The organism is Nocardia sp. CA-135953, from assembly GCF_050955735.1.
GTDB lineage: Bacteria > Actinomycetota > Actinomycetes > Mycobacteriales > Mycobacteriaceae > Nocardia.
This window is the reverse complement of sequence record NZ_CP192082.1, coordinates 3,911,838-3,938,394: the sequence shown is the minus strand read 5'-3', so window position 1 is coordinate 3,938,394 and position 26,557 is coordinate 3,911,838. Positions and strand designations below refer to the sequence as shown.

Below are 26,557 nucleotides of genomic sequence, written 5' to 3'. Positions count from 1 at the left end.
GTCAGTAAACTGACCGCCATGAGTGTTGAAGCCGCCGCCCCAGTCCAGCTGTCGGGTTCCCTGGTGGATTCGGTCAAGGGATTCGTCGCCGAGCACGGCGGCTCCGCCACCGCTGTACTGCAGCCGATCGGCCGCGCGGGCGTGCGCGTCACCTTGATCGGCTCCGACGGTGTCCTCGGTGACCGCGTGGTCGACGATCTGGCGACCGCCAAGGAATTGGTCGAGACCATCGATGGCCTGACCGAGGCCGATGAATGGGATCGCGAGCTGATCTCGGTGGTCACCCCGCGCAAGGGACACTGGGCCAAGATGGCCGGTTGGGTCGCCCGGCAGACCCGTTTTCCCAAGGCGCGCAACGAGAACTGAGCCGTTCAGCCTCCCGTGGTCGCGCCGTTCAATCCACGAGTCTCGCGTGGGAGGGCGCGCAGGATCCGCCGCGCGACCGGGCCCGCGAAAATACCCGCGAGCCGGGTGAATGGCCAGATGCCGAGGACCAGCAGCAGGATCAGACCCCGCGCCTGGTAGATGAGCGGTGCATGCTGCATGGCCTCGGGATTCGGATCGATGGTGACCAGCGAGCGGAACCACGCGAAAAGCGTTTCGCCGGTTCGATATTCGCGCGCCACCGTGGTCGGGTCGTATTCGGTGATCACCCCGGACAGCAGCGCGGCCGTCAGGGCCGGGAAGGTTATGCGGTCCAGCGGGGTGATCACCGGACGCGACGGACCCACTATCAGATCCGGTAGGAACAGCAATACCGCCCCGATCGTGGCAGCGGCGACGCCGCCGATCTGCACGATCGTGGTGACCACGTGCAGCGCACCGGAGGGGCGGGCGTGCGGTTCGGTGGTGATCACATTGATCAGGCGGGTGAGGACTATGAGGCACACCCCGGACCGAAATGCCGTCGATCCGAACCGCTGGCTGCGGTCCATCTCCGGATAACGGGTGTAGCTGCGGAAACCGTCGCGCCGGTAGCGCCACACATGACCGAGTACGAAAGATACGAACGCGCCATAGGGCAGCGCGATCCACAACAGCGATGTCACGCGAGTTCGCTTTCCGCTTACCGATGATCGGACGTATTACCGTCGCAGAGACACCGAATGTCGAACAAGGGACCAACGGCCCTTACCGAAGGGTACTTCGGGCGTCGGCGGCGAATCGTTCGCGGATCGCCGCCGACTCGTGGTCTACTTCGGGAGTTCGTACCTCGATCAGAACTTCGCCGAGATGGTCCGGTTTGATCTCGCGGTGACGCGGGCGACGGTCGCGGGCAGCGTAGGCGTGGGCAGCGTAGGCGTGGGCTGGGGCCCGATCGGCATCTTGCCGATCACGTTTGTCGCCACCGACACCTCCCTGGCCGCGGTTCGACCACTCCGCGCTAGACCTCGCGGCCACCGAGAGCCGTTGGCGCAAGCGATCTTTACGTTTCCCCGATGTCCTCTGCCTCGCCCTCTCTCACGTCAGCCGAGCGCTTTGACGATCTCTGCGGCCAGCGGTGCCGACGATGCGGGGTTCTGGCCGGTGTAGAGATTGCGATCGATCTCGATATGCGGTGCCCACGGCTCGCCCTCGCGGAAATCGACGCCGAGTTCCACGAGCCGATCCTGCAGCAGCCACTTGGCCTTATCGGCGAATCCGGCTTGTGCCTCTTCGGCATTGGTGAATCCGGTGATCTGGTAGCCGACGAACGGGGAATCGCCATCGATGGCGGTCGCGAGCAGCGCGGCGGGCGCGTGGCAGACGACGCCGAGTGGTTTGCCCGATGCCAGCGCGGCAGTGAGCAGGGCGCCGGAGTCGACATTCACCGACAGGTCTTCCATCGGGCCGTGTCCGCCCGGGTAGTAGACGGCGTCGTAGTCGGCCAGGTCGACATCCTCGAGCCGGATCGGGCTGCGCAGTTCTGCCGCATCGGCCAGGGTCTCGGCGATCGCCGCGGCACCGTCCGCGCCGCCGTTGACCTCGGGTGCGAGACTGCCCTGGTCGACCCTCGGTTCGACGCCGCCGGGAGTGGCCACCACAACCTCGTGACCCGCCGCTTTGATGGCCTTGTACGGAGCCACGACCTCTTCGGCCCAGTACCCGGTCGGATGTTTCGTGCCGTCGGCGAGCGTCCAATAGTCGACGCCGGTCATGACGAAAAGAACCTTCGACATCGTGTGCCTCCTGATCGGGGATTAGGGTTGACGCGCTGGCGCATGCGGCGTGTCAGTTCGTCGCGATGTCGACGTTAGGCACCCGTTCATCGAAGCACCAATAGGATCGCCAATAAGAGACATCGTAATATTGATGGGTCTCTGGTTCCGGGTGCGGGCGGCGTCCGGATCGTAAAGTAGGGGACGATGAACGCGGATAAGGCGAGCGAGCTGGCGGCTCGGCGGGTCGGCGCCGCGCATGCCGACGCGCAGCACCGCGTCGCCCTCGCCGAGAGCTTCTATCCGCCGCGACTGCGCGCCTTCCGTCGGGCCGAAATCGCTTTTCTGCAATGGGAACTCGCTCGCGGTGTGCTGCACGCCGATACCGGCAGCCCGTGGTGGCGGGCCATCAACGACCGCTTACTGCACGACAAACTGGAGGCCGCGCTGCTGCATCACGCCGATGCCCGCGAGGCGTCGACACCCGGTGCCCGGCTGTGGCTCGAATTCCTCATCGCCCCTTCGCCCGCGGCGTGGTACCGGGCGCACAACCGCAGCATCGTCGCCGGTTATCTGGAACATCAGGAATTGGCCGCGGCCGAATTGCCCGCCGAGCGGTTGATGATCAATGTGACGCTCATGCGGGTGCTGTTCACCCACGTCCTGGTGGCACGACCGACGCTGGCGCTGGGCCGGTTCGGGGGTCTCGGCAGCTGGTCGGCCGATCCGCGCCGCAGCTCGGTTCGCCTGTTCCTCGACCTGCGGAATGTTTTTCCCGAGGTGTATCCGCTGGCGAATATGTCCGTCGATGCGGTGCTCGCGCTCGAGGGACGCGTGGCGCGGGCGCTCGATTACGGTCTGATCGTGCCCAAGTTGGAGCAGATATACGCGTTCGCCGCGGAGCAATTGGACGAGCCGACGATCGTCGGGCTCGTCGAGAACGGCGATCCGTGCTATGCGGGGTTGCGCATCGAACGCGGGCAACTGGCATCGGATGCTTTGATCCGAACACTCGCGCGTGTCACTCGGCCGCGGTCCGAGGCGGGCGGCAGACTCTCCCCGCACCCGCGCTGATCGCAGAGGATGATCCGATATACGTTGGGATCGAATAACTTTCGCGATCCGCGGCGGTCCGCCGTGCACCACCGGCGCGGGCCTACCGTGCCGGTTACCGCTGGTCTCCCAATAGACCTGGTTTCCTCGCCGACGTCGAGGAGTCCGCGCTCGTACGGCTCGATATCCGGGAACGGTTGTGGCGCATCGGTACTCGACGCTGATTGGCGCATCGGAACGGTGTGCGCTATGCCAACTGTTCCGCGGAGTTGGAGACCGACGCCGTGACGCGTTCGCGGGTGCGCAGGGACGCCCAGAGGGCGGCGGTGGCGGCGGTGCAGGCTGCGGCGCCGCCGACATGGGTGGCGACCAGGGCGGCGGGCACGTCGGTGAAGTACTGGACGACGCCGACGAGAGACTGGGCGCAGACCAGGCCGAGCAGGACGAACAGTCGGGTGCGGACGGCGGGGGCGATGCCGACGGCGAAGAGGCCGAAGGCCAAGCCGATGAGCAGTGCGAGATAGCCGACGAGCAGCTGTGAGTGCAGATGCACCAGGGTGACGATCTCGACCTGCAGGCGTTCGACCGGTCGCTCGATGCTCTTATCGCCCGCATGCGGTCCGGCGCCGGTGACCAGCGTGCCCGCGATGAGGACCCCGGCGAGTGCGACCCCGCTCAGTCCGGTGAGCCAGTGCAGCGGCGCGGGCGCTTGGATTACTTCGAGGCCGTCATCGGGTTCGCTGACCTTCGCGAACATGACCACCGCGACCCACACCATCAGCATCGATGCCAGCAGATGCACCGACACCGTCCACCACAGCAGACCGGTGCGCACGGTGATGCCGCCGATGACCGCCTGCAGCACCGTGCCGCCCGGCATCAACCATGCGTACACCAGCACCTCGCGACGGCGACGGGCCCGGGTGACGGCGAGCACGATGAGCGCCGCGCACAGTGTCACCGCGAAGGTCAGCATGCGGTTGCCGAATTCGACGGTCTGATGCAGTATCGGAACCTCGGCCACCCCGGTGGGGGTGAAGCTGCCAGGAAAGCACTGCGGCCAGGTCGGGCACCCGAGTCCGGACGCCGTGACCCGCACGATCGCACCGGTGACGGCGATACCCGCCTGGGAGACGATGACCGCGATGGCGATCAGTCGCTGCACCCGCAACGAGGGCAGCGGGAGCAGATCGACGAGTCGCAGGAATGCGCGATACAGCACCCAACGATGGTAGCCGGGCCACTTCGGCCACCCGCACCCGGTCTACTACATCCCGTCGTTGGCCCGATCAATCGAAGCGGAAGCAGCGGGTGGCGAGGAAGCCGGAGACGCCGCCCCAAGCGGCGAGCACGGCGATGCCGAACCAGTCGATGCTGGTGCGCATGGCGTCTTCCAGCGTGACGGCCAGCGCCCCGGACGGCACCAACCGCACGAGCACATTCACCGCCGCGGGCAGATCGTCGGATGCGAACACGATGCTCGAGATACCGAGCATGACGAACCACAGGATATTCGCCAGTGCCAGCACGATCTCCGCCTTGAGGGTGCCGCCGAGCAGCAGACCCATTGCCGCGAAAGTGGCTGTCCCGAGCGCGATCACCAGCGCACCGAGCGCGAGCCCGGCGAGTTCCGGTCGCCAGCCGAGCGCGAATCCGATGGCCCCCAACAGAATTGCCTGCATCACCACCACGATCAGGACGGCGGCGCTCTTGCCCGCCACTATGCCCCAGCGGGGGAGCGGGGTCGCGCCGAGGCGTTTCAGCGCACCGTAGCGCCGGTCGAATCCGACGGCGATGGCCTGTCCGGTGAAGGCGGTCGACATGACCGCGACCATCATGACCGCGGGCACGATCTTGTCGACTCGGTCCTGGCCGAGGTCCCCGAACGGCAACAGACTGAGCCCGACCAGCAGCGTGATCGGAATGAACATGGTGAGCAGCAGCTGTTCGCCATTGCGCAGCAATAGGATCAGCTCGAGCCGGGTCTGCGCGGTCATCATGGCGAGGCGGCCGCTCGGGCGCGGATCGGGGGTGAAAGTGCCCGGCGCGAAGCGGTTCCCGGTGAGACCTGGCTGCTTCATCCGCGTAGGTCCCGTCCGGTGAGTTCCAGGAAGACATCCTCGAGGCGACGCTGATCGATCCGGATATCGGTGGCCAGCACATTCTGCTGGGCACACCAGGCGGTCAGCGTCGCCAGTACCTGCGGATCGATCTCACCCTCGACCAGATACTGTCCCGGCGTCGTCTCGCGCGGCGAGAAGCCTTCCGGTAGAGCGGTTTTCAACAGGCGCAGATCGAGTTTCGGCGGGGCGGTGAAACGCAGCTGCCCGGCCGCGCCGTGTGCGGTGACCTCGGCGGGTGTTCCGGAGGCGACGATCTGTCCGTGATCGATGATCACCAGTTGGTCGGCCAGTTGCTCGGCCTCGTCCATCATGTGGGTGGTGAGCAGCACCGTGACCCCGTCACGGCGCAGCGCGTCGATCAGCTCCCACACGATGAGCCGGGCCTGCGCGTCCAGGCCAGCGGTCGGTTCGTCGAGGAAGACGATCTCCGGCTTTCCGACCAGCGCGCAGGCCAGGGCGAGTCGCTGCTGCTGGCCGCCGGACAGCCGTCGATACGGAGTGCGTCGGTTGTCCTGCAGGCCAAGGATTTTCAGCAACCACTCGGGATCGAGCGGATCTGCCGAGTACGCGGCGACCAGATCGAGCATCTCGCCCGCGCGCGCACCCGGGTACGCGCCACCGCCCTGCAGCATGACGCCGATGCGCGGTCGCAACCGGTCGGAGTCGGCGATCGGATCGAGTCCGAGCACCCGGACCGAACCGGCATCCGGGGTTTTGAACCCCTCGCACATTTCGACCGTGGTGGTCTTGCCCGCACCGTTCGGGCCGAGCAGGGCCAGCACCTGTGCCCGTTCGACCGCGAAGCTGATCCCGGCGACGGCGGTGGTTTCGCCGTAACGCTTGACGACGCCGTCGATACAGACGGCGGGTTCCGAAGCTGCGGTCACCATCGCGCCCCGGTGCTCGGCTCCGTCGCGTCCAAGGGTGCTGTACCCATTGTTCGCTCGCTTGGCTCCCTCACGGTGTCACACCGTAAGCCGTCGACGGATGTGACCCGGACGACACCCCTGCCTCGTCAACTCTGCGGTCCGGCAGGACCGGCCGCGGTGGGCGCCGTGTCGGCGCCGAGCTGGTGTAGCCGCCACGGCAGCGACTTGCGGGTGGCCAGGATCATCAGCGTGCAGGTGAGGATGGTGATGCAGGCCGCATAGATAAGGACGAACGGCTGGATTTCGCTGCCCGAGGGCATGAGCATGACGCTGATCGCCGCCGAGGCAATCGTGGCCGGGACCCGGAAGGCGGGGCGGCTGGCCCACGCCGCCAGCGGGACGATGCCCCAGAGCAGATACCAGGGCTGCACCACCGGGAACAGCAGGACGACCGCGCCGAAGGCGACGCCGAGCGCACCGACCGGATGCAGCCGCCCGCGCCAGGTGGCCACCATCAGCCGCACCACGATCAGCGAGGCCGCGACCGCCGCGATCGGTCGGGTGATGCTCAACAGGGCGGTGGTGTGGTCGCCCAATCCCAGTAGAACGCCGCCGAATCCGGTGACCACCCCGAGCGCGGTGGGCAGCGACATCCAGCTGCGCACCGAGTTGGCCATGGTCAGGGTGTCTATCCAGCCGAAACCGAGACCGCTGCCCAGGCATACCGCGAGCATGACGGTACCGGTGATGCAACCGAGGAATAGCGCGGATCTGAGCACCGCACGCCAGTCGCCGCCCCATTTTCGGCTCAGTGCCATCCACACGAACGCCAGTGCCAGCATCGATGGAATCTTGACCATGGCGGACAGTGCGATCAGCGTGGTGCCCGATAAGAGCAGCACGAGTGCGTGGCCGCGCATCGGTCCGATATTGCTCAGGGCCGCCAGACAATATTCCAACCCGACCAGCATCAGGCCGAGCATCATGGCCTCGTTGTGCACACCGGATACCAGGTGGAATATCACCAGTGGGTTCACGGCGCCGAGCCACAATGCGGCCACCGGCGATACTCGGCAGCGCTGGGCCAGTCGCGGCAGCGCCCAAACGATGCAGGCCACGCCGAGCAACGCCAGCATTCGGTGCAGCAGCACTCCGGCGAGCATATTGTCGCCGACGATTTCGGCGATGCCCTTGCCCAGCCAAATCGAGAGGGGCCCGTATGGCGCGGGCGAATTCTGCCAGATATTGGGGACGCTGCGCGTCAGAATATGGTCCTGGCCGAGTCCCTGTACCGGGCCGACGTCGTAGGGATCGAGTCCGCTGGCCGCGATCTCACCTTGGGCCAGATAGGAATAGACATCCTGACTGAACATCGGCGGTGCGACCGAAAGCGGGATGATCCACAGCAGCAGCGTGCGGTCGAGTTGTGATCGGCTGATGCGGCGAATGCGGTTGGACTGCAAGCCGAGTGCGAATCGGCCGAGCAGCAGCCAGGCCAGCATGACGATGACCGTGCCGACCATGGTCGTTGCCAGTCCCGAATTGTGCACCCGCGCGGGCAGCCCGAGAATCGCCTTGCCATAGGTCGGATTCTGCAGCGTGGGCTGGGCGCCGAGGCCGAGCGCGCCGATGGCCATCATCACCGCACCCGTCGCGCCCAACAGACGGACGCGGCGCAGCTGTGCGGTCTCCTGCGGGTTGAGTTCGGCGGCTTCGGGTTCGTTGATGTGCAGGGTGTCGCCGACGGTGTGGTCGGGCGCGACATCCAGACCGATGATCCGGCGCCCCACCGCGACGGCGGTGCTGATGGGCGCGGTCCGACGCAGGCGAATCAGGTTGGTCGACCGGCTGCGTTCGACACGTTCGACACCTGGTTCGCCGTGTTCGCCTGACATCACGCGGCCAGCGTAGCCGATACCACCGGCGGATCCGGTGCCCCGCGGAACCGACCGCGGGGCACGTTCGGGCCGGGCACAGGCGCGGCTGCGGAAGTTCGAACCGGGCCCACTGTCAGGTGTCGATTAAGCTGGTCACGGTGCGCTGACGGATTTTCGGCACCGACGTGTGGCCTAAATCGCACTCATGATTTCGCCGGATGCTCGGGCCGGTCGTCGCACGAGACCCGCAGGTAACGAACGTGTCGCATCCGAACGCCGCCGGAAAAGCGCTCCCGCGCAGGTCATCGGCGCGTTCAACTCAGGGCATCCTTATTGGATTCCGGGAACGAATTCCGTCACACTGGTGTTGTGAAAACCGTGGGTTTGCCGCATGACGAGGATCGAGGGGCCGGTCGCCGTACCGGTGCCGGGTCCGTTGCTGCGCCCACGCCCCTGGTCACGGGCGGTGAAGGACATACTCGCGCCGCCGTGGTCCAACTGCTGCTCGAAGAGGGCCCGATCACCGCGACGGCGATCGGCACCAAGCTCGGCCTGACGCCGGCCGGTGTCCGTCGGCACCTGGACGCGCTGATCGACTCCGGTCAGGCGCGGGCCGGCCGCTCGGCGCCGTGGCAGCAGAAGGGTCGCGGCCGACCGGCCAAGCAATATCAGCTGACGGCCGTCGGCCGGGGACGGCTCGGCCACGCCTACGACGATCTGGCCGGTGCGGCCATTCGCCAGCTGGGTGAGGTCGGGGGCGAGCAGGCCATTGTCGATTTCGCGCGCAAGCGGGCGCGGACCATCGTCGAGGGCATCGAGCCGGTCGCCGAACACACCCCCGAGACCACCACCGCCAAGGCCGACGAGATCGCCGAGGCCTTCACCGACGCCGGATTCGCCGCGTCCACCCGCAAGGTCGGGGCGGGCGTGCAGATCTGCCAGCATCACTGCCCGGTGGCCCACGTCGCCGAGGAATTCCCGCAGTTGTGCGAGGCAGAACTCGAGGCGTTCCGGGATCTGCTCGGAACCCACGTGCAGCGACTTGCGACGATCGCCAACGGCGACTGCGCGTGCACTACCCATGTGCCGCTGTTCGTTCTCCCTACTACCGATAACGCTTCCCATAAAACCGCTGCACAGCCCGCAGCGGTACGTACGAACGACTCCGGAAGGAGTGCCGAATGACGACGACCACCGACCAGGTGCAACCGCTCACTCAGGAAGAAACCATTGCTTCCCTGGGCAAATACGGTTACGGCTGGGCCGATTCGGATGTGGCCGGTGCCAGCGCGCAACGAGGCCTGTCCGAGGCTGTCGTCCGCGACATCTCGGCCAAGAAGAACGAGACCGAGTGGATGCTCGAGCACCGGCTCAAGGCGCTGCGCATCTTCGATCGCAAGCCGATGCCGAAGTGGGGCTCCAACCTCGACGGCATCGACTTCGACAACATCAAGTACTTCGTGCGATCGACCGAGAAGCAGGCCGAGAGCTGGGAAGACCTGCCCGAGGACATCAAGAACACCTACGACAAGCTCGGCATCCCGGAGGCGGAGAAGCAGCGCCTGGTCGCCGGTGTCGCCGCGCAATACGAATCCGAGGTCGTCTACCACCAGATCCGCGAGGATCTGGAGGCCCAGGGCGTCATCTTCCTGGACACCGACACGGGTCTGCGCGAGCACCCGGAGATCTTCGAGCAGTACTTCGGCACCGTGATCCCGGCCGGTGACAACAAGTTCTCCGCGCTGAATACCGCCGTATGGTCGGGTGGTTCGTTCATCTACGTGCCGCCGGGCGTGCACGTCGACATTCCGCTGCAGGCCTACTTCCGGATCAACACCGAGAATATGGGCCAGTTCGAGCGGACCCTGATCATCGTCGACGAGGGTGCCTACGTGCACTACGTCGAGGGTTGCACCGCGCCGATCTACAAGTCCGATTCGCTGCACTCCGCGGTGGTCGAGATCATCGTGAAGAAGGGCGGACGCTGCCGCTACACCACCATCCAGAACTGGTCGAACAACGTCTTCAACCTGGTCACCAAGCGGGCCAAGGCCGAGGCGGGCGCGGTGATGGAATGGGTCGACGGCAATATCGGCTCCAAGGTCACCATGAAGTACCCGGCCGTGTGGATGACCGGCGAATACGCGCGCGGTGAGGTGCTCTCGGTCGCGTTCGCGGGTGCCGGTCAGCACCAGGACACCGGAGCGAAGATGCTGCACCTGGCGCCGCACACCTCCTCGACCATCATCAGCAAGTCGGTGGCGCGCGGTGGCGGCCGGGCCTCCTACCGCGGTCTGGTCCAGGTCAACAAGGGGGCGCACGGTTCCAAGTCGACCGTGAAATGTGATGCGCTGCTCGTCGATACGATCAGCCGCTCCGACACCTACCCCTACGTCGACATCCGCGAGGACGACGTGACCATGGGCCATGAGGCCACGGTCTCGAAGGTGTCCGAGGACCAGTTGTTCTACCTGATGAGCCGCGGCCTCACCGAGGACGAGGCGATGGCGATGGTGGTGCGCGGCTTCGTCGAGCCGATCGCCAAGGAACTCCCGATGGAGTACGCGCTCGAGCTGAACCGCCTGATCGAACTGCAAATGGAAGGAGCCGTCGGCTGATGGCAGCGCTGGACAACGTTGCGGAAGCCGCCGAGGCTCGCATTACCGACACGACGCATGCGCCGAGCAATAAGGGGGAGGTGTTCACCTCCTTCGATGTGAACGCCTTCGAAGTGCCCTCGGCGAAGGATGAGGCGTGGCGGTTCACCCCGATGCGTCGCCTGCGTGGTCTGCAGGACGGTACCGCCGTCCGCGACGGCGAGGCCACCATTGAGGTGGCGCCGGTCGCCGGTGTGACCGTGGAAACGGTGGCGCGCACCGACTCTCGCCTCGGCGCGGCCGGGGTGCCGTCGGATCGTGTTGCGGCCCAGGCGTACTCGGGCTTCGAGCGGGCGACCGTGATCACGGTCGGTTCGGAAACCGAAGTCGCCGAACCGGTTACCGTTACCGTCGACGGTCCCGGCGAGGGTAAGACCGCCTACGGCCACCTTCAGATCCGGCTCGGCAACTTCGCCGTCGCCACTGTGGTCATCGACCAGCGCGGCAGCGGAACCTACGCCGAGAACATCGAATTCGTACTCGCTGACAGCGCCAAGCTGACCGTCGTCGCGATCCAGGACTGGGCCGACGACGCCGTGCACGCCACCGCGCACTACGCCGAGCTCGGGCGCGATGCCACCCTGCGGCACACCTCGGTCACCCTCGGCGGTGATCTGGTGCGCCTCACCGGCAATGTCCGCTACGCGGGTCCCGGCGGCGATGCCGAACTGCTCGGCCTCTACTTCGCCGACGCCGGTCAGCACTTCGAGCAGCGTCTACTGGTCGACCACGGGGTGCCGCACTGCAAGTCGAATGTGCTGTACAAGGGTGCGCTGCAAGGTGATCCGCATTCGCCCAAGGGCGATGCCCGCACGGTGTGGGTCGGTGATGTGCTCATCCGCGCCGCCGCCGAGGGCACCGACACCTTCGAGGTGAATCGCAACCTGGTGCTCACCGACGGTGCGCGCGCCGACTCGGTGCCGAACCTGGAGATCGAGACCGGTGAGATCGTCGGCGCGGGCCACGCGAGCGCAACCGGCCGTTTCGACGACGAGCAGCTGTTCTACCTGCGCGCTCGCGGTATTCCGGAGGATGCCGCCCGCCGGTTGGTGGTGCGTGGTTTCTTCCACGAAATCATCCAGAAGATCGCGGTACCCGAGGTCCGGGAGCGGCTCGAGTCGGCCATCGAGGCCGAACTCGCCGCCATCGGCGCCTGACCCAGAACCCCTTATCCCGCAAAGGAATCCGAATTCGATGACCACCCTGGAAATCAAGGACCTGCACGTCGAGGTCGCCAACCCGGACGAGTCCGGTGCGCCCATCAAGATCCTCAAGGGCGTGAACCTCACCATCAAATCCGGTGAGACGCACGCGATCATGGGCCCGAACGGCTCCGGCAAGTCGACGCTGTCGTACGCGATCGCCGGGCACCCGAAGTACACGGTGACCTCCGGTTCGATCACCCTCGACGGCGAAGATGTGCTCGCCATGTCGGTCGACGAGCGGGCGCGCGCGGGTCTGTTCCTCGCCATGCAGTACCCGGTCGAGGTCCCCGGTGTCTCGATGTCGAACTTCCTGCGCACCGCCGCCACCGCGGTCCGCGGCGAGGCGCCCAAGCTGCGCACCTGGGTCAAGGAGGTGAAGGAGTCGATGAACGAGCTGGAAATCGACGCCGCCTTCGCCGAGCGCAGCGTGAACGAGGGTTTCTCCGGCGGTGAGAAGAAGCGCCACGAGATCCTGCAGCTGGGCCTGCTCGAGCCGAAGATCGCCATCCTGGACGAGACCGACTCCGGCCTGGACGTCGACGCGCTGCGCATCGTCTCCGAGGGCGTCAATCGCTACAAGGAGCGCGAGAACGGCGGCATCCTGCTGATCACGCACTACACCCGCATCCTGCGCTACATCCAGCCCGAATTCGTGCACGTCTTCGTCGGCGGCCGCATCGTCGCCGAGGGCGGCGCCGAGCTGGCCGAAGAACTCGATGCGAATGGCTACGTCCGTTTCACTCAGACCGCTACCGCTGGAGCCTGATATGACCGCCACGGTCCGTACCCTCGATGTCGCCCGGATCCGGGCCGACTTCCCGATCCTGAGCCGCACGGTTCGGGACGGGAAGCCGTTGGTGTACCTGGACTCCGGCGCGACCTCGCAACGTCCCCTCGCCGTGCTCGACGCGGAACGTGAATTCCTCACCGAGCGTAATTCGGCCGTACACCGCGGTGCGCACCAGTTGGCCGAGGAAGCCACCGACGCCTACGAGGGCGCGCGGGCCGATATCGGCCGATTCGTCGGCGTGGACGCGGACGAGATCGTGTTCACCAAGAACGCGACCGAATCGCTCAATCTGGTGACGTACGCGTTCTCCGATGACCGCTTCCCGTACCACGTCGGTCCGGGCGACGAGATCGTCATCACCGAGCTCGAGCATCACGCGAATCTCGTGCCCTGGCAGGAGCTCGCCCGCCGGACCGGTGCGACCCTGAAGTGGTACGGCATCACCGACGACGGCCGGATCGACCTCGATTCGCTCGAATTGTCTTCCGCCACCAAGGTTGTCGCGTTCACGCATCAGTCGAATGTGACCGGCGCGGTCAGCGATGTCGCCGAATTGGTCCGCCGGGCAAAGGAAGTCGGCGCGCTGACCGTGCTGGATGCCTGCCAGTCGGTGCCGCATATGGCGGTGAACTTCCGTGAGCTGGGTGTCGACTTCGCCGCATTCTCCGGGCACAAGATGCTCGGCCCGTCCGGCGTCGGCGTGCTCTACGGGCGGCGTGCGCTGCTCGAGGAGACCCCGCCGTTCATCACCGGCGGCTCGATGATCGAGACGGTGACCATGGAGGGCAGCACCTACGCGCCGCCGCCGCAGCGGTTCGAGGCCGGTGTGCCGATGACCTCTCAGGTGGTCGGATTGGGCGCGGCCGTGCGGTATCTCGAACAGATCGGCATGGATGCCGTTGCGGCGCATGAGCACACGCTCACCGGCGCGGCGCTGGAGGGACTCGCGGCGATCGCGGGCGTGCGGATCATGGGACCGACCGAGAACATCGATCGCGGCGGCGCGGTGTCGTTCGTGGTCGAGGGCATCCACGCCCATGACGTCGGGCAGATTCTCGACGATGAGGGCGTCGCCGTGCGAGTCGGTCACCACTGCGCCTGGCCGCTGATGCGTCGTCTCGGCGTGCCCGCCACCGCCCGTGCGTCCTTCGCGGTTTACAACACCCTCGATGAGGTAGACCAGCTGGTAGCCGCCGTGCGGAAGGCCCAGAGCTTCTTCGGAGTTGCATAAGACATGCGCATGGAGCAGATGTACCAGGAAGTGATCCTGGATCACTACAAGCACCCGCATCACCGCGGGCTGCGGGAGCCGTTCGGTGCCGAGGTGCACCACGTCAACCCGACCTGCGGTGACGAGGTGACCTTGCGCGTCCAGCTCGACGACAACGGTGATGTCGCCGATGTGTCCTACGACGGTCAGGGCTGTTCGATCAGCCAGGCCGCCACCTCGATCCTCACCGATCAGGTGATCGGGCTGCCGGTGCGGCAGGCGCTCGAGGTCGTCGACTCGTACAACGAGATGATCTCCAGCCGCGGCACCGTCGAGGGCGACGAGGACATGATCGGCGACGGTATTGCGCTGAGCGGAGTGTCCAAGTACCCGGCGCGAGTCAAATGCGCACTGCTCGGCTGGCTGGCGTTCAAGGATGCGGTGATCCGGATATCCTCCGCGGAAGAGGCCAAGCGCATCATGGGCAGCGACATCTCCACGAATGGAAAACGGCATGAGTGAGACACCAGTCACCGAAACGACCGAGCAGGTCGAACTTTCGGCCGAGGACATCAAGCAGCTCGAGGACATCGAGGAGGCGATGCGCGACGTCGTCGACCCCGAACTCGGCATCAATGTCGTCGACCTCGGCCTGGTCTACGGCCTGAGTGTCGACCAGGACAATATCGCTACCCTCGATATGACCCTCACCTCGGCGGCCTGCCCGCTGACCGATGTCATCGAGGATCAATCTCGCAACGCACTGGTCCGCTCCGGGCTGGTCGAAGACCTCAAGATCAACTGGGTCTGGATGCCCCCATGGGGCCCCGACAAGATCACCGAAGACGGCCGCGAACAACTCCGCGCCCTCGGCTTCACCGTCTAGCACCACGAATCCGGCCGCGGCCGAACCCATTCGCGGCGACCCCGACCATCCGGTCGGGGTCGCCGCGTTTCGCGCCGTCGTCACATTTCACGGCGGGGAGCGGTCATAGCGGTGGACGAGAGGGAACATGTCGCAACGCTTGCGGTCGGAGCGGGTACGTTACCGGGCTCTACTGGTTTCTCGGATTCGAGTTCTTCGTCGGCTTCGCAACCGAGTTCTGGCCCGGGGTCTACGTTTTCGGGCCCGCCTATTCGGAGAAGTTCGCGAAGTGGGGATTTCATCAGAGCATGCGGTTCGTGGTCGGTGGACTGGAGTTGCTCGCCGCGGTGCTGCTCGTGCTTCCGCGCCGCGAGAGCAGATTCTTGGGCGCGGCCATGCTGGTGCTGACCGGTGCGGTCACCACACATCTCATCGATGACTCGCCGTTCTGGCAGGGCACCTCGGCGCCGATTCATCTGGTGATCATGATGGTTGTGGCGCTGGCGAATTGGCAGGCGGGCTGGCGGGATGTGGTGCCGCCGTGGGGCTCGTCGGCGTTAGCGGCAAGAGGACCTGAGGCGCTGAAGGGTCGCTGACCGACGGGTTGTCCAGCTCTGGTGATACAAAGGTTTGGACAATTCGGATCGGAACGGTCAGGATTTCGATCCGAAGCTATTTTCGGAACTGGGGAGCACAACACATGTCACTATCGTCCAAGGCTGCCATGGGTCTGGTGGCCGCGTCCGCGGGTGCGTTCGTCGCCGCCGGCACCGCACAGGCGGACGATGGCCTGTACGGCTCATTGGCGATTTCGGTCTCGTCGCGCGGCGATGCGACCCTCGGCTGGGCGTACAACTACTCGAACTGGGCGGATTCGGACCGCGCGGCGGTGCAGCAGTGCGGACTGTCCAGCTGCCGTGTCATCGTGCAGTTCGCCAATGCGTGCGCCGCCGTGGCCCGCAATGGCGATGATCACCTGGGCTGGGCCTGGGCGCCGACACGGGCCGAGGCCGAGCAGCAGGCGATCGCCAATGCCGGGCCGACCGCACCGCCGCCGCTGCTGAACTTCGGCAGTTCGGCACCGCGCGAACCGCGCATCGTCGATTCGCAGTGCACCGCGAACGCGGGCTGACGGCAAACCGGTCGAGGCCGCCGTCTGTGGGGAGGCCGGATTCAGGGCATCATCAAGACGGTTGATGCGGCGGATCTGCAAGCCACACTGGCCGAGTTGGAGACCGAATTCCGCAAAGGAGTGGGGGTGCTCACTCCGGAGTACGTTTTGCGCTTGTCGCGGCCAGGGCACGTGCGGCTTCGCGAGTGGCATCGGTATTGGGTTGCAGGGCACGGGAACCGGCGAGTTTCGTGCGCAGGTGTTCGGCGACGGTGATCGGGGCGTATTTGGTTCCCTCGCCGAGGCAGGAGGGGAGTGTTTCGATGACGGCGTCCGGATTGCCGTCGTGGAAAAAGGCCGCGCTGCGACGTCTTCGGATGGTTCCGCCGGTGATCGGCGGCATGACGCGGTGCAGGGTGGACAACCAGCGTTCGTTTGTCCAGCGCGCCATCACGTCGCCGAGATTGACCAGCAGGGCGTTGTCAGCGGGTTGTACATCGTGCCATCGGTTATCGGCGCCGACGACCTGGAGACCGGGGACCTGGTCGGCCCATAAGACGGTGACGATGCCGTAGTCGGTGTGTTCGCCCATACCGGTGAGTTCGTCGTCGATTTCCACGGTGCCCGGCGGCAGCGCGTAGTTGTTCATTCGCAGGACGTCGAGGGAATGGTCGGTGAACCTGGTGAAGTAGCCCGGCGGTAGTTCGAGGGCGTCGGCGAAAATGGTGGTGAGGGTTCGCGCGATCCGAGCGGCATGTGCGAAATAGGTCTCCACGGGTGCGCGGAAGCCGGGAACCTCTGTCGGCCACAGGTTTTCGGCGTAGTCGCCAGCGGACAACTCGACCTCCGGATAGGCGGCCGCGGAGATGCCCACATTGAATGCCTCGAAGTAATCGTTCATGCGGGTGGCGTATGCGCCGCCGAGGCTCAGGCTGAGATTCTCGCTCTTGGGCGGTGAATAGCCGCGATTGATTTCGGGCGGGGTGCGATAGCCCTGTTTGGTCACCGGTTCGAGGTCGAAGAAGCTGTCGAGTGCGGCCGCGAAGTCGTCGAGCACCGATTGCGGAATGGCGTGGCCGGTGATCTGCATGAAGCCGACCGTGCTCGCGGCGGCGTCGACTGCGCGGGCAACGGCCCGGCGTTCGGCTGGGGAACCATCGCCGATATATGACGAGATATCGATGACCGGCACTCGGAATTCCACGGCAGTGTCCTTCCCTCGACAACATCTCGATAGTAGGCGACAGCGATGAATCCGCATCGAGCCCGGTTGTCGGTTATCGCCCATCCGTCTTGATTCCCCTGGTGCGATTCGCCAGCGCGCGCGACCCGCAGCGGCGATGATTTCCGGGTGGACGACATCACGTATCGGGACACCCGGCTCGCGCTGCACGCGGTGGGTGAGTTGTTGATCGCGGGCCCACAATATCGGCGATTCGGGACCATCCGGCTACGGGTAGTGCATGGTGGTTTCGGCGGTGCGCAGTGGCCGGTCTCCGTGGTCGGCACCGATCTGGTGTGGCCGGAGGGCCGGGTCGCGCTCGCGGGCACCTTCGACAAGGTCGCCGCCGCCGCGGGCTTCGAACCCGAGGCCCCGAACGTCTACGCCGACACCACCGGAGTCGACCCCGGCGACCAGCTCGCTGTCGATCCTGAGGCGGCGGGTGTCATCGCGGGGTGGTTCGCGCTCGGGGATTCGACGCTGCGCTGCACAGCGCCCGACGTCATTCCGGTGCTGTGGCCGGAGCATTTCGATCTTTCCAGCACCCTCAACGAGGTCAATTACGGTGTATCACCGGGTGATTCGGCGCATCCGGGTCCGTACGCCTATGTCGGACCATGGACGCCGCGCACCGGCGAATTCTGGAATGCCTCGTTCGGCGCGCTGCGCTCGCGCGAGGAGGTGAACAACGCTGCCGCCCTGCTCGATTTCTTCGAGGAAGGCAAAGCGCGGGCCGCCGAGTCCTGACGATCAAGTCGGTTATGCGCCCTTGCGGGCGGCTGCTTTCTTCGCGGTTTTCTTGGCGGGCTTGGCGGTGGTCTTGTTGGCCGCAGACTTGGAGGCCGCAGACTTGGAGGCCGCTGCCTTGGAGGCCGCTGCCTTGGAGTCCGCAGACTTGGAGGCCGCTGCGTTGGTAGCCTTCTTCGCCGGTTCCGCCTTGGCCTTGGCGGCTGTCTTGCCCGAACTCTCGGCCGTTCGTCGTCCACTGGCCTCCAGACTGCGTTGCAGTGCGGCAACCAGGTCGACGACCTCGGCGTCCATCGCGGCGGGCGCCTCCTCGGGCTGACTGACCACCTTCCCGGTGCCGCTGGCGATGGCCTCGTCGAGCACCTTCTGCAGCTCGATCTGGTACTCGTCGGTGTATTGCTCGGGATCGAAATCGTCGGACATGGTCTCGACCAGCGTCTCGGCCATCTTGATCTCCTGCGGCTTCGGCTCGGCGACACCGTCCAGGGATTCGAATTCGACGGCACGGACCTCATCGGGCCATAGCAGCGTCTGCAGCACCAGTACGCCGTCGCGCACCCGCAGCGCCGAGAGCCTGGTCTTCTGCCGGAGCGTGAAGTGTACGAGCGCGGTCCGATCGATGCGTTCCAGTGTGGTCGCCAGCAGGACGTAGGCCTTGGGCGTACTCGAGTCGGGTTCGAGATAGTAGCTCTTCTCGAACAGGATCGGGTCGATCTGGTCGTTGGGTACGAACTGCAGCACCGGAATCTCGTGCTTCTCGGCGGCGGGCAGCTTCGAGAAGTCCTCGTCGGTCAGGATAACCTTGTCCCCCTCGGGGGATTCATAGGCCTTATCGATATCGGCGTATTGCACGGACTTGCCGCAGACCGTGCAGACGCGGTCGTACTTGATCCGGCCACCGTCCTTGGCGTGCACCTGGTGGAACCGAATGTCGTGGTCCTCGGTGGCCGTGTACACCTTGACAGGGACGTTTACCAGCCCGAACGCAATCGAGCCCTTCCAGATAGCTCGTGCCATCACTCCATCATGGACGAACCGATTCGAATAGGCGAGCGAATCGGAATCCCGATTGTCGCGGTCGCGACGCGCCGACGCAGCGGTGCGGGCAGGGTGGCGAAGAGGGTGCGCATGGCGGCGACGGTGCCGCCGAGATCGGTGCGGCCCGACAGATAGGCCCGTTGCAGTTGCGATGGCAGAGTGAAGAAGGCATCGAAGAAGACGGGAAGGTCGGCGGGCGGCAGTGCGAGCAGTGCGCGCAGACCCGCGGACCGCAACGCGTGTACCGCTCGCGCCCGGGCCGGCCATGCCGACACATCGCAGGCGACAGTGTCGGCGGCGGCGAGCGATGCGGTGACGCTGTAACCCGTTGCGGGATGAGTGAACGCGCCCGCCGCGCCGAATCGTCGCTGTCCGGGGTGGCCGCCCTGCACCGGGAAACGCACGCGCTCGATCGGTTCGGTGCCGATGAGTGAGATTCCGCGCGAGCGCAACCGGTGGTGCAGGCGGTCGCGCAGCACCGCGGTGTCGAGGGCGGGGCGTCCGGCGAGGCAGGTCTCCTCCAGCAGCATCGTGTCCGCGCTCAGCGGCACCGCGTACAGAAACGACCGTGGCGCATCGGGTTCCGCGCCGTTGTCCACGCGCCAGTCCATGAACAGAGGTTCTATGTCGGCGTCGCGTCGCACGACCACGCCGTACGCGGTTTGCTCGGCCAGTTCGGAGGAGCGGGCAATTCCTCGTGCGTCGATAACACGTTTCCCGCCGAATATTGTTTCCGAAGCCGAAGTCACTGTGTTGTGCCGAATTTCGACAACCCGATCGGCAACTACTCGCGCACCGTCGAGATTCAGCGAATCCCACAACCGCGCCGAGTCGAAGACGACATAGGTTCGGTCGAGTCGATGCGACCTCGTACCCCAGGCCGTCGGATGCTCCACGGTAGTGGCGACGACCGAAGGATTCAGCCATCCCGGCAGCTCGTCGTACCACCCCGCATACGTCGCCGCCCAGCGTCGATCCGGCACCGGATCGATTGCGGTGACCGACATTCCGTGCGCGAGACAGCGGTGCGCGAGTGCGCGGCCGGCGGGTCCGAGACCGCAGACGACGATGTCCGCGGTCATCGCGTTTCCCGTGCGGAACGTGGATGCCGTTGTGGCACAGCGAGTTCGGTGGTTTGCAGAGCGAACCCCTTCGTTGTCGGCGCGGTCCGTCGGTCGTGCGGATCGTACTGTCGGGCGGGCAGGTCACCGTTGCGCTGTGATAGTTCACGGATATCGACGGTGACATTCTTCATAATGCGATCATGTCAGATCTCGCTTTTCCAGCAACGATGTGACTCGCCAGTAGCTCCGTGCTGTCATCTGGCTGGTCACATTGTCCGGTGCGCCGTATGCTCGGCGTTGTCGAACGGATTGCCCAGGGTCGGGCAATTCGGATCCGATTACCGAAATCAATGTTGATTTCGGAACCTTCTGTTCTCGCGATCGCGTGGAACGGAATTCTCGCATCATCTGCCCGCGGCCATTGTCGTGCCACCCGGGGAGTTCGTGCTGCCCGTCTCTGTCGAAAGGACCGCTACGGTGAATTCTTCCCGATTACGCGCCCTGGGAGCCGCCCTTCCGGACGGCGAATACACCACTTCGGAAGTACTGAGTCGGATGACGAGCGGCGGCGAGTTCGACGTAGAGCGAATTACCGGCATCGTTACTCGCTATATGGTCGACCGCACCAGCGAGGACACCCTGACCCTCGGCGCGCGGGCCGCGCGGGACGCGCTGGCGAAGTCCGGATTGGACGCCGCCGACCTGGACATCATCATCTGCGGCGGCACCACCGTGCACGACGGGTTCCAGATGGTCTTCGAACCGTCGGCGTCGCAGGAGATCGCCCGGCGCATCGGCGCGGTCAATGCCTCCGGCTATGACGTGGCGAATGCCTGCGGCGGCACCATGACCGGAATCTATCTGCTGGACAATCTGATTCGCGCGGGTGCGGTGCGCAATGGCATGGTCGTCACGCCCGAGGTGATCTCGCCGGTGACCGAGGGCGCACTTGCCGAGGCCGTCGATGTGCGCGATCCACAGTTCGCCGCACTCACGCTCGCGGATGCCGCTGTCGCGGTCATCCTGGACCCCGCCGTGGACGAGGAAGACCTACTGCACTACGTCGATCTGACGACCTGCGCCGAGTACTCGCCATTGTGTATTGCCAAACCGAGCGATGCCAGCGAGAACATGATCATGTTGACCGACAATCTCACTATGCAAGCAGCGCCGCGCCGGGAAACATGGGCGAAATTCCATCGCGATATCCTCGCAAAGCGCGGCACCACATTCGCCGACGAGAAGTTCGACTTCATCGTGTTCCACCAGCTCGGCGTCGGATTCACCGAGAAGCTCGCCGAATCCGGCAGCAAGATTCACGGCACCGCGATGCCGCCGCGGCTGGCGACCGTCGAAAAGTATGGCAACACCGGGGCAAGTACGCATTTCCTGGTGCTGCACGACTACATTTCCCGAGGCGAGATCCCGAGGGGGGCCAAAATCTGTTTCGTGCCGACGGCCTCCGGAATGGTCTTCGGTGTCCTTTCGGCAACTATCAGCGCATTGGTGGGATGAAATGACGTTCATTATTCGGCGGTCCGCCGTCAGCGCCGACCCCACCCTGGGTTCCATCGACCACGCCGTGCGGGCGGCCGGAGAGTGCCTCTCGGGCGCGGACGTCGAGCCGGGCGATATCGACGTGCTGATCAATGTCGGCGTCTACCGCGACAGCAATATCGTCGAACCGTCCAATGCGGCGCTGATCCAGAAGGAATTGGGGATGCACCTGGACTACCAGGTCGGCTCCTCGCGGGCGGGATTCTCGCTCGATCTGCGCAATGGGGCCTGCGGCGTGCTCAACGCACTGCAGGCCGCGGGTGCGCTGCTGGAGAACGGCACGGTCGAGCGGGTGCTGATCGTCGGCAGCGACGCCCATCCCGGCGGTGTCGGACACGCACCGGCCGACTTCCGATATGCCGCGGTTGGTGCCGCCTTCCTGGTGACCAAGGGGATCGATGAGGGCACCGGCTTCGACCGCGTACATATCCCGGCGCCGCTACCGCGCGCGGTCGGTACCCATCCCGGTGTCGCCGGGTATCTCGATCTGAAGGCGATGGGTAACAACGGGCAGCGCTCGATCACCGTCGATGTCGCCGACGACTACGCCGAATTGGTCAGCGGCGCAGCGTTTGCCGCGGTCCGCCCGTACCTGGCCGAACGTCCGGAGGGACAGCGCGTACTGGTCACCAATAACCCGGTGCCCGACTTCGCGACCACCCTGGCGAGCGAATTCGGTTTCGTCCGAACCCATCAGGCCGCGACCGGCGACCTGGACGCGGGCAGCTCGGGTCTGATCATCGGTTACCACCAATTGCTCGAGGCCGGTGAACTGTCGGCCGGTGACGAATTGCTCTTGGTCGCCGCGGGATCCGGTCCGATCGCCGGCTGCGTGAGCTACACCATTCCCGTCGGCGGTGCGGGATGAGCCAGGAGCCCGCAGATCTGAGCGCGCTGCTGGAGCACCAGCTCCGGCGGCGCGCCGACCTGCCCGCTATCAGCTATCCGACCGTCGCGCATCCCGAACGTGCCGAACGCACAGCGGATCTCGACTTCGCGGTGCTGACCTTCGCCGAACTCGGCGCGCGGGTCGAGGCGTATGCCGCGGCCTTCGAACGGATCGGAATCAGCAAGGGCGTCAAGACCATTGTCATGGTCAAGCCCGATCCCGATCTGTTCGCGGTGATCTTTGCGCTGTTCCGGGTCGGCGCGGTGCCGGTGGTGGTGGATCCGGGTATGGGCGTGCGCCGCATGCTGCATTGCTTCCGCAGCGTCGGTGCGGAGGCGTTCATCGGTATACCGCTGGCGCATCTGGTGCGGCTGGCGGCACGGCGCACCTTCGCATCGGTGCGGGTGCATGTGACGGCCGGACATTCGTTCTGGGGTGGACACACCTTGCTCGCCATGCGGCAGACGCCCGGTGCGGCCGCACCCGAAATCGACCATGCGCCCGACGATCTGCTGATGATCGCTTTCACCACCGGCAGTACCGGACCGGCCAAGGGAGTCGAGTTCACCAGGGCCGGATTCGCGGCCTCGTTGCGGGTGATCGAGCAGTTGCACGGTCGCCCAATGGGTTTCGTCTCGCTGACCTCGGTGCCGCTGTTCGGCATCTTCGATCTGCTGCAGGGTGCGCATGTGGTGCTCGGGCCGGTCGATCCGGTTCGGGTGTCCAAGGCCGATCCGGCACTGCTCACCGATGTGGTCCAGAGTTTCCAGGCCACCGATATCACCGCATCGCCCGCCCTGCTCGGTCCGCTCGGCGAATATCTGACAAGAACCGGGATCACGCTGCCGAGTCTGGTTCGGGTCATCTCGATGGGCGCGCCCGCGAACCTGGATGCGCTGGTGGGGGTCAGGGCCGCTCTCGGTGAGTCCGCGCGCGTCTTCACCACCTACGGTGCGACCGAGGCATTGCCGCTGACCACGCTCGAATGGTCCGAACTCGACGAAACCCGCAAGCAGACCGCCGAGGGCGCGGGCACCTGTGTCGGCCGCCCCATAGCGGAATCCGACAGCGCTGGGTCCGAGAACGAGGCAAGAGTAAGGATCATTGCCGTCTCCGATGACGAAATCCCCACCTGGCGTGAGGATCTCGTGCTGCCGCAGGGGCAGATCGGTGAAATCGTCGCCACCGGTGCCCAAGTCAGCACCGCCTATCACCGCAACCCGGCCGCCGATGCCCGTAACAAGATCGACGAAGCCCGCCCGGACGGCACTGTGCGCCGTTGGCATCGCGTCGGCGATCTGGCCTGGCAGGACGAGTCCGGTCGGCTGTGGTTCTGTGGCCGATCGGCGCAGCGGGTCCGCACCGCCGCCGGTGACCTGTTCACCGTGCAGTGCGAGCAAATCTTCAACGCCCACCCGGATGTGCAACGCACGGCGCTCGTCGGTGTCGGGGAGCCAGGTGCACAGATCCCGGTGCTGTGCTTCGAATTACGGTCCGGGGTGGCGGAATCCGAGATCCCACGGGTCCAGCGGGAGCTGTGGTCCATCGCACGTGAGCGCGAATTCACCAGATCCATCAAGGTATTCCGCGCCCATCCCGGATTCCCGGTCGACATCAGGCACAACGCCAAGATCGGGCGCGAGGAATTGGCCGTATGGGCCGGAAAGGGTATGACGCCATGAGGGCTTTGGTCACCGGGGCAACCGGATTCCTCGGCAGCCATCTCGTCGACGCCGCGGTGGCGGCCGGTGACGAGGTACGTGCCGTCGTCCGGTCGTCGAGCGATCTCGGCTACCTGTCGACGGTGCCCGAACTCGAAACGGTGGCAGGCGATCTCGGCGACTACGAATCGCTGGTCACCGCGTGCAAAGGCGTCGATGTGGTGTATCACAGCGCCGGGCTGGTCGCCGAGGTCGGTAGCCGGGCGCAGTTCCGGGAGGCCAATGTCGAGGGCACCCGGCGGCTGCTGAAGGCCGCGCGGGAGGCCGGTGTCGGCCGGTTCGTCTTCGTCAGCAGCCCCTCGGTGGCGACCTCATATGACACCGACCGCTTCGGCATCGACGAGTCCGAGCCGTACGTGACCGCCCCGAAGAGTCTGTACGTGGAGACCAAGGCCGCCGCCGAACAGCTCGTCCTGGCCGCCAACACCCCGGACTTCGTGACCTGCGCGCTGCGACCGCGGATGATCTGGGGGCCGCGTTCCTCGGGTTGGATGACGCTGCTGCTGCGAAAGTTGCAGTCCGGCAAGCTGCCCGACCTCTCCAGCGGCAGGAACGTCATGGTGTCGATCACCTACTGCGAGCACGCCGCGACGGCCTGTCTGCAGGCGGCGCGCTCGGATCAGGTCGCGGGCAATGCCTACTTCCTCGCCGATCCCGAGGATGTCGATCTGTGGAAGTTCGTCAAGGATCTCGCCGTCGCATTGGATCTGACGCCGCCCACCCGGACCATTCCCAAACCGGTATTCGACGCCGCCATCGCGGTTTTCGACACTATCTGGCGAGTGCCGGCGATCAAGGAGCGCTACGCGCCGCCGCTGTCCAGTTGGACCACTGCGGCACTGACCGTCTCCAGCACCTATGACACCAGCGCTGCCACCCGGGATTTCGGCTACGCGCCGACGGTCTCGCTGGCCGACGGTCTGGCGGCCTACGTGGACTGGGTCGGACAGATCGGCGGCGTCGACGCCGTCATCGCTCGCAGATGACTAGGAGACTCCCATGATGACCACCCGGCTCGCCAGCCGCCCGACCGGCACGAACGCGGTGCCGACCGCACCGGGCGCCCTACCCCTCATCGGCCATTCACACCGCCTCGCGCGCAGGCCGTACCGCTTCCTGCAGACGCTGTCGGACCTCGGACCCGTCGTGCGGGTGAAGATTCCGGGTTACGACACCTATGTCGTCACCGAACCGGACCTGATTCGCGAGGCCTTCGTCGGCCTGTCCGATCAGGGGGCGATGATCGATCGCGCGGATGCGTTGCTCGGCGCCGGCGTCACGGTGCTGTCGGGCCCGCAGCACAAGCGGGAACGCCGAATGATCGCCCCGGCCTTCGCCCGCGGCCGCATCGCGCAGTACGCCACGGTAATGACGCGTCTGGGCGCGGAACAGGCCGATGCCTGGCGCGACGGTCAAATGGTGGTCGTCGATACCGAGATGCACGATCTGGCGCTGCGCACGGTCGCGGGGGCGCTGTTCAGCGGCGACCTCGGCGCGGAGACCGGTGCGGAAATCCACGAGATGCTCACACCGGTGATGACGCTGCTCGCCCGCCGCGTCACCCGCCCGGCCTGGATCGACAAGCTGCCACTGCCCGGCAACCGGCGCTTCGAAGGCCTTGTCGCCGGCATGAAGTCGGCGACCAGCAAGATCATCGCCGCCTACCGTGCGGACCTGGCCGCCGACCCGAACCTGGATCACGGCGACTTGCTGGACACCCTGATCAAGGCCCGCGACGAGGACGATGTCGCGCTCACCGATGCTCAGGTGCACGACGAGCTGATCAACTTCCTGGTCGGTGGCACCGAGGCCACCGGCATGACGCTGTCCTGGGTGTTCCACGAGCTGGGCCGAAATCCCGAGCTGGAGGCCGCTTTCCACGCGGAGATCGACGCGGTGCTCGGCGGCCGCCCGGCCGAATTCGCCGATCTCGGCCGACTCGATCTGACCAAGCGGATCGTCACCGAAACCCTGCGCATGTACTCGCCCTGGCTGACCGTCCGCGATGTGCCCGCGAACTATGAACTCGGCGGCAAGGCATTGCCGGAGGGCGCCATGTTGCTGGTGTGTCCCGTTGCGGTACATCGGGATCCGGCGATCTTCCCGAAGCCCGATGAATTCGACCCGGACCGCTGGCTGCCTGCGGCATTGGAGTCCCGGCCCAAAGGCGCGTACCTGCCGTTCGGTATGGGCACCCGGCAGTGTCCGGGAAACGTGTTCTCGCTCACCGAGGTTGCCCTGCAGGTTGCTACGATCGGCGGGCGCTGGCGCCTGCGCCCGATGCCCGGTATCGCGGTGCAAGAGACGGTGATCGGCGCTCTGGTGCACCCGAAGTATCTGCCGATGCGGGTGGTGGCCAGGCAGGTGCAAACCGGGCACGTCGCGGATTCGTCAGGGAGCGAACGCGGCGCGGCTTAACGA

At 65.8% G+C, this 26,557-nt stretch carries 26 protein-coding genes; 17 read left to right on the top strand and 9 right to left on the bottom strand.

Annotated elements, in window-relative coordinates:
- Positions 1–18 precede the first annotated feature (18 nt).
- Complete coding sequence (locus tag ACQPXH_RS18265) at positions 19–366, top strand: hypothetical protein (protein WP_433597736.1); 348 nt, start codon at positions 19–21, stop codon at positions 364–366.
- Between the two features lie 5 nt (positions 367–371).
- Here the strand turns inward: ACQPXH_RS18265 and ACQPXH_RS18260 are convergent, their stop codons facing one another.
- Positions 372–1,049 carry a respiratory nitrate reductase subunit gamma gene (locus ACQPXH_RS18260; RefSeq protein ID WP_433597735.1) on the bottom strand — a complete coding sequence of 226 codons (678 nt, stop codon included), beginning with the start codon at positions 1,047–1,049 and terminating at the stop codon, positions 372–374.
- Between the two features lie 417 nt (positions 1,050–1,466).
- Positions 1,467–2,159: a type 1 glutamine amidotransferase domain-containing protein gene (locus tag ACQPXH_RS18255; protein ID WP_433597734.1), complete on the bottom strand. Its 693-nt coding sequence runs from the start codon at positions 2,157–2,159 to the stop codon at positions 1,467–1,469.
- 186 nt (positions 2,160–2,345) lie between these two features.
- On the opposite strand from ACQPXH_RS18255, the gene ACQPXH_RS18250 reads away from it, so the two are divergent.
- Positions 2,346–3,212: a hypothetical protein gene (locus tag ACQPXH_RS18250; protein WP_433597732.1), complete on the top strand. Its 867-nt coding sequence runs from the start codon at positions 2,346–2,348 to the stop codon at positions 3,210–3,212.
- A 226-nt stretch (positions 3,213–3,438) separates the two neighbouring features.
- Here ACQPXH_RS18250 and ACQPXH_RS18245 read toward each other — a convergent pair whose 3' ends face one another.
- The 4 genes from ACQPXH_RS18245 to mptB all read right to left on the bottom strand — a co-directional run bounded on the left by ACQPXH_RS18245 (position 3,439) and on the right by mptB (position 8,078).
- Positions 3,439–4,413, bottom strand: a complete 975-nt coding sequence (locus ACQPXH_RS18245) for a COX15/CtaA family protein (protein WP_433597730.1) — start codon at positions 4,411–4,413, stop codon at positions 3,439–3,441.
- A 67-nt stretch (positions 4,414–4,480) separates the two neighbouring features.
- Positions 4,481–5,272 (bottom strand): ABC transporter permease, encoded by a 792-nt coding sequence (locus tag ACQPXH_RS18240; protein ID WP_433597728.1) that lies wholly within the window; start codon positions 5,270–5,272, stop codon positions 4,481–4,483.
- Positions 5,269–6,204: an ABC transporter ATP-binding protein gene (locus ACQPXH_RS18235; protein ID WP_433597726.1), complete on the bottom strand. Its 936-nt coding sequence runs from the start codon at positions 6,202–6,204 to the stop codon at positions 5,269–5,271. Before ACQPXH_RS18235 ends, ACQPXH_RS18240 begins: the two co-directional genes overlap by 4 nt.
- A 125-nt stretch (positions 6,205–6,329) precedes the next feature.
- Positions 6,330–8,078 (bottom strand): polyprenol phosphomannose-dependent alpha 1,6 mannosyltransferase MptB, encoded by a 1,749-nt coding sequence (gene mptB / locus ACQPXH_RS18230; protein ID WP_433603496.1) that lies wholly within the window; start codon positions 8,076–8,078, stop codon positions 6,330–6,332.
- Positions 8,079–8,429: 351 nt separating this feature from the next.
- Between mptB and ACQPXH_RS18225 the strand changes: the two genes are divergently transcribed.
- From ACQPXH_RS18225 to ACQPXH_RS18185, 9 genes are all read left to right on the top strand, one after another.
- Positions 8,430–9,245, top strand: a complete 816-nt coding sequence (locus ACQPXH_RS18225) for a helix-turn-helix transcriptional regulator (protein ID WP_433597724.1) — start codon at positions 8,430–8,432, stop codon at positions 9,243–9,245.
- Complete coding sequence (sufB, locus tag ACQPXH_RS18220) at positions 9,242–10,678, top strand: Fe-S cluster assembly protein SufB (RefSeq protein WP_433597723.1); 1,437 nt, start codon at positions 9,242–9,244, stop codon at positions 10,676–10,678. Before ACQPXH_RS18225 ends, sufB begins: the two co-directional genes overlap by 4 nt.
- Positions 10,678–11,874 (top strand): Fe-S cluster assembly protein SufD, encoded by a 1,197-nt coding sequence (sufD, locus tag ACQPXH_RS18215; RefSeq protein ID WP_433597722.1) that lies wholly within the window; start codon positions 10,678–10,680, stop codon positions 11,872–11,874. The genes sufB and sufD overlap by 1 nt, the downstream gene beginning before the upstream one ends.
- A 37-nt stretch (positions 11,875–11,911) precedes the next feature.
- Positions 11,912–12,688 carry a Fe-S cluster assembly ATPase SufC gene (gene sufC / locus ACQPXH_RS18210; RefSeq protein WP_433597721.1) on the top strand — a complete coding sequence of 259 codons (777 nt, stop codon included), beginning with the start codon at positions 11,912–11,914 and terminating at the stop codon, positions 12,686–12,688.
- A 1-nt stretch (position 12,689) separates the two neighbouring features.
- Complete coding sequence (locus tag ACQPXH_RS18205; RefSeq protein WP_433597719.1) at positions 12,690–13,943, top strand: cysteine desulfurase; 1,254 nt, start codon at positions 12,690–12,692, stop codon at positions 13,941–13,943.
- A gap of 3 nt (positions 13,944–13,946) precedes the next feature.
- Entirely contained in the window at positions 13,947–14,444 is a 498-nt protein-coding gene (gene sufU, locus ACQPXH_RS18200) for a Fe-S cluster assembly sulfur transfer protein SufU (protein WP_433597718.1), read from the top strand.
- Entirely contained in the window at positions 14,437–14,808 is a 372-nt protein-coding gene (locus ACQPXH_RS18195; RefSeq protein ID WP_433597717.1) for a metal-sulfur cluster assembly factor, read from the top strand. Before sufU ends, ACQPXH_RS18195 begins: the two co-directional genes overlap by 8 nt.
- Complete coding sequence (locus ACQPXH_RS18190; RefSeq protein WP_433597716.1) at positions 14,742–15,383, top strand: DoxX family protein; 642 nt, start codon at positions 14,742–14,744, stop codon at positions 15,381–15,383. Before ACQPXH_RS18195 ends, ACQPXH_RS18190 begins: the two co-directional genes overlap by 67 nt.
- Positions 15,384–15,487: 104 nt before the next feature.
- Complete coding sequence (locus tag ACQPXH_RS18185; protein ID WP_433597715.1) at positions 15,488–15,919, top strand: DUF4189 domain-containing protein; 432 nt, start codon at positions 15,488–15,490, stop codon at positions 15,917–15,919.
- 130 nt (positions 15,920–16,049) lie between these two features.
- On the opposite strand, the gene ACQPXH_RS18180 is transcribed toward ACQPXH_RS18185, so the two are convergent.
- Entirely contained in the window at positions 16,050–17,102 is a 1,053-nt protein-coding gene (locus ACQPXH_RS18180) for an isopenicillin N synthase family dioxygenase (protein ID WP_433597714.1), read from the bottom strand.
- A 147-nt stretch (positions 17,103–17,249) separates the two neighbouring features.
- On the opposite strand from ACQPXH_RS18180, the gene ACQPXH_RS18175 reads away from it, so the two are divergent.
- Positions 17,250–17,867 carry a hypothetical protein gene (locus ACQPXH_RS18175; RefSeq protein ID WP_433597713.1) on the top strand — a complete coding sequence of 206 codons (618 nt, stop codon included), beginning with the start codon at positions 17,250–17,252 and terminating at the stop codon, positions 17,865–17,867.
- 12 nt (positions 17,868–17,879) lie between these two features.
- Here ACQPXH_RS18175 and ACQPXH_RS18170 read toward each other — a convergent pair whose 3' ends face one another.
- The gene (locus ACQPXH_RS18170; protein ID WP_433597712.1) at positions 17,880–18,884 is read right to left on the bottom strand and encodes a Ku protein; all 1,005 of its coding nucleotides are present in this window, start codon (positions 18,882–18,884) and stop codon (positions 17,880–17,882) included.
- A complete protein-coding gene (locus tag ACQPXH_RS18165) occupies positions 18,884–19,987 on the bottom strand; it encodes a lycopene cyclase family protein (RefSeq protein ID WP_433597711.1) in 1,104 nt (367 codons plus the stop codon). Before ACQPXH_RS18165 ends, ACQPXH_RS18170 begins: the two co-directional genes overlap by 1 nt.
- Positions 19,988–20,446: 459 nt before the next feature.
- Here ACQPXH_RS18165 and ACQPXH_RS18160 point away from each other — a divergent pair, with 459 nt between their 5' ends.
- From ACQPXH_RS18160 to ACQPXH_RS18140, 5 genes are read left to right on the top strand one after another with little or no spacing between them, the layout of a single operon-like run.
- The gene (locus tag ACQPXH_RS18160) at positions 20,447–21,484 is read left to right on the top strand and encodes a 3-oxoacyl-ACP synthase III family protein (protein WP_433597710.1); all 1,038 of its coding nucleotides are present in this window, start codon (positions 20,447–20,449) and stop codon (positions 21,482–21,484) included.
- A gap of 1 nt (position 21,485) precedes the next feature.
- Positions 21,486–22,394, top strand: a complete 909-nt coding sequence (locus tag ACQPXH_RS18155) for a hypothetical protein (RefSeq protein WP_433597709.1) — start codon at positions 21,486–21,488, stop codon at positions 22,392–22,394.
- A complete protein-coding gene (locus ACQPXH_RS18150; RefSeq protein ID WP_433597708.1) occupies positions 22,391–24,097 on the top strand; it encodes a fatty acid CoA ligase family protein in 1,707 nt (568 codons plus the stop codon). Before ACQPXH_RS18155 ends, ACQPXH_RS18150 begins: the two co-directional genes overlap by 4 nt.
- Positions 24,094–25,122, top strand: a complete 1,029-nt coding sequence (locus ACQPXH_RS18145; protein ID WP_433597707.1) for an NAD-dependent epimerase/dehydratase family protein — start codon at positions 24,094–24,096, stop codon at positions 25,120–25,122. Before ACQPXH_RS18150 ends, ACQPXH_RS18145 begins: the two co-directional genes overlap by 4 nt.
- 13 nt (positions 25,123–25,135) lie before the next feature.
- Positions 25,136–26,554 (top strand): cytochrome P450, encoded by a 1,419-nt coding sequence (locus ACQPXH_RS18140; protein WP_433597706.1) that lies wholly within the window; start codon positions 25,136–25,138, stop codon positions 26,552–26,554.
- Positions 26,555–26,557: the final 3 nt, after the last annotated feature.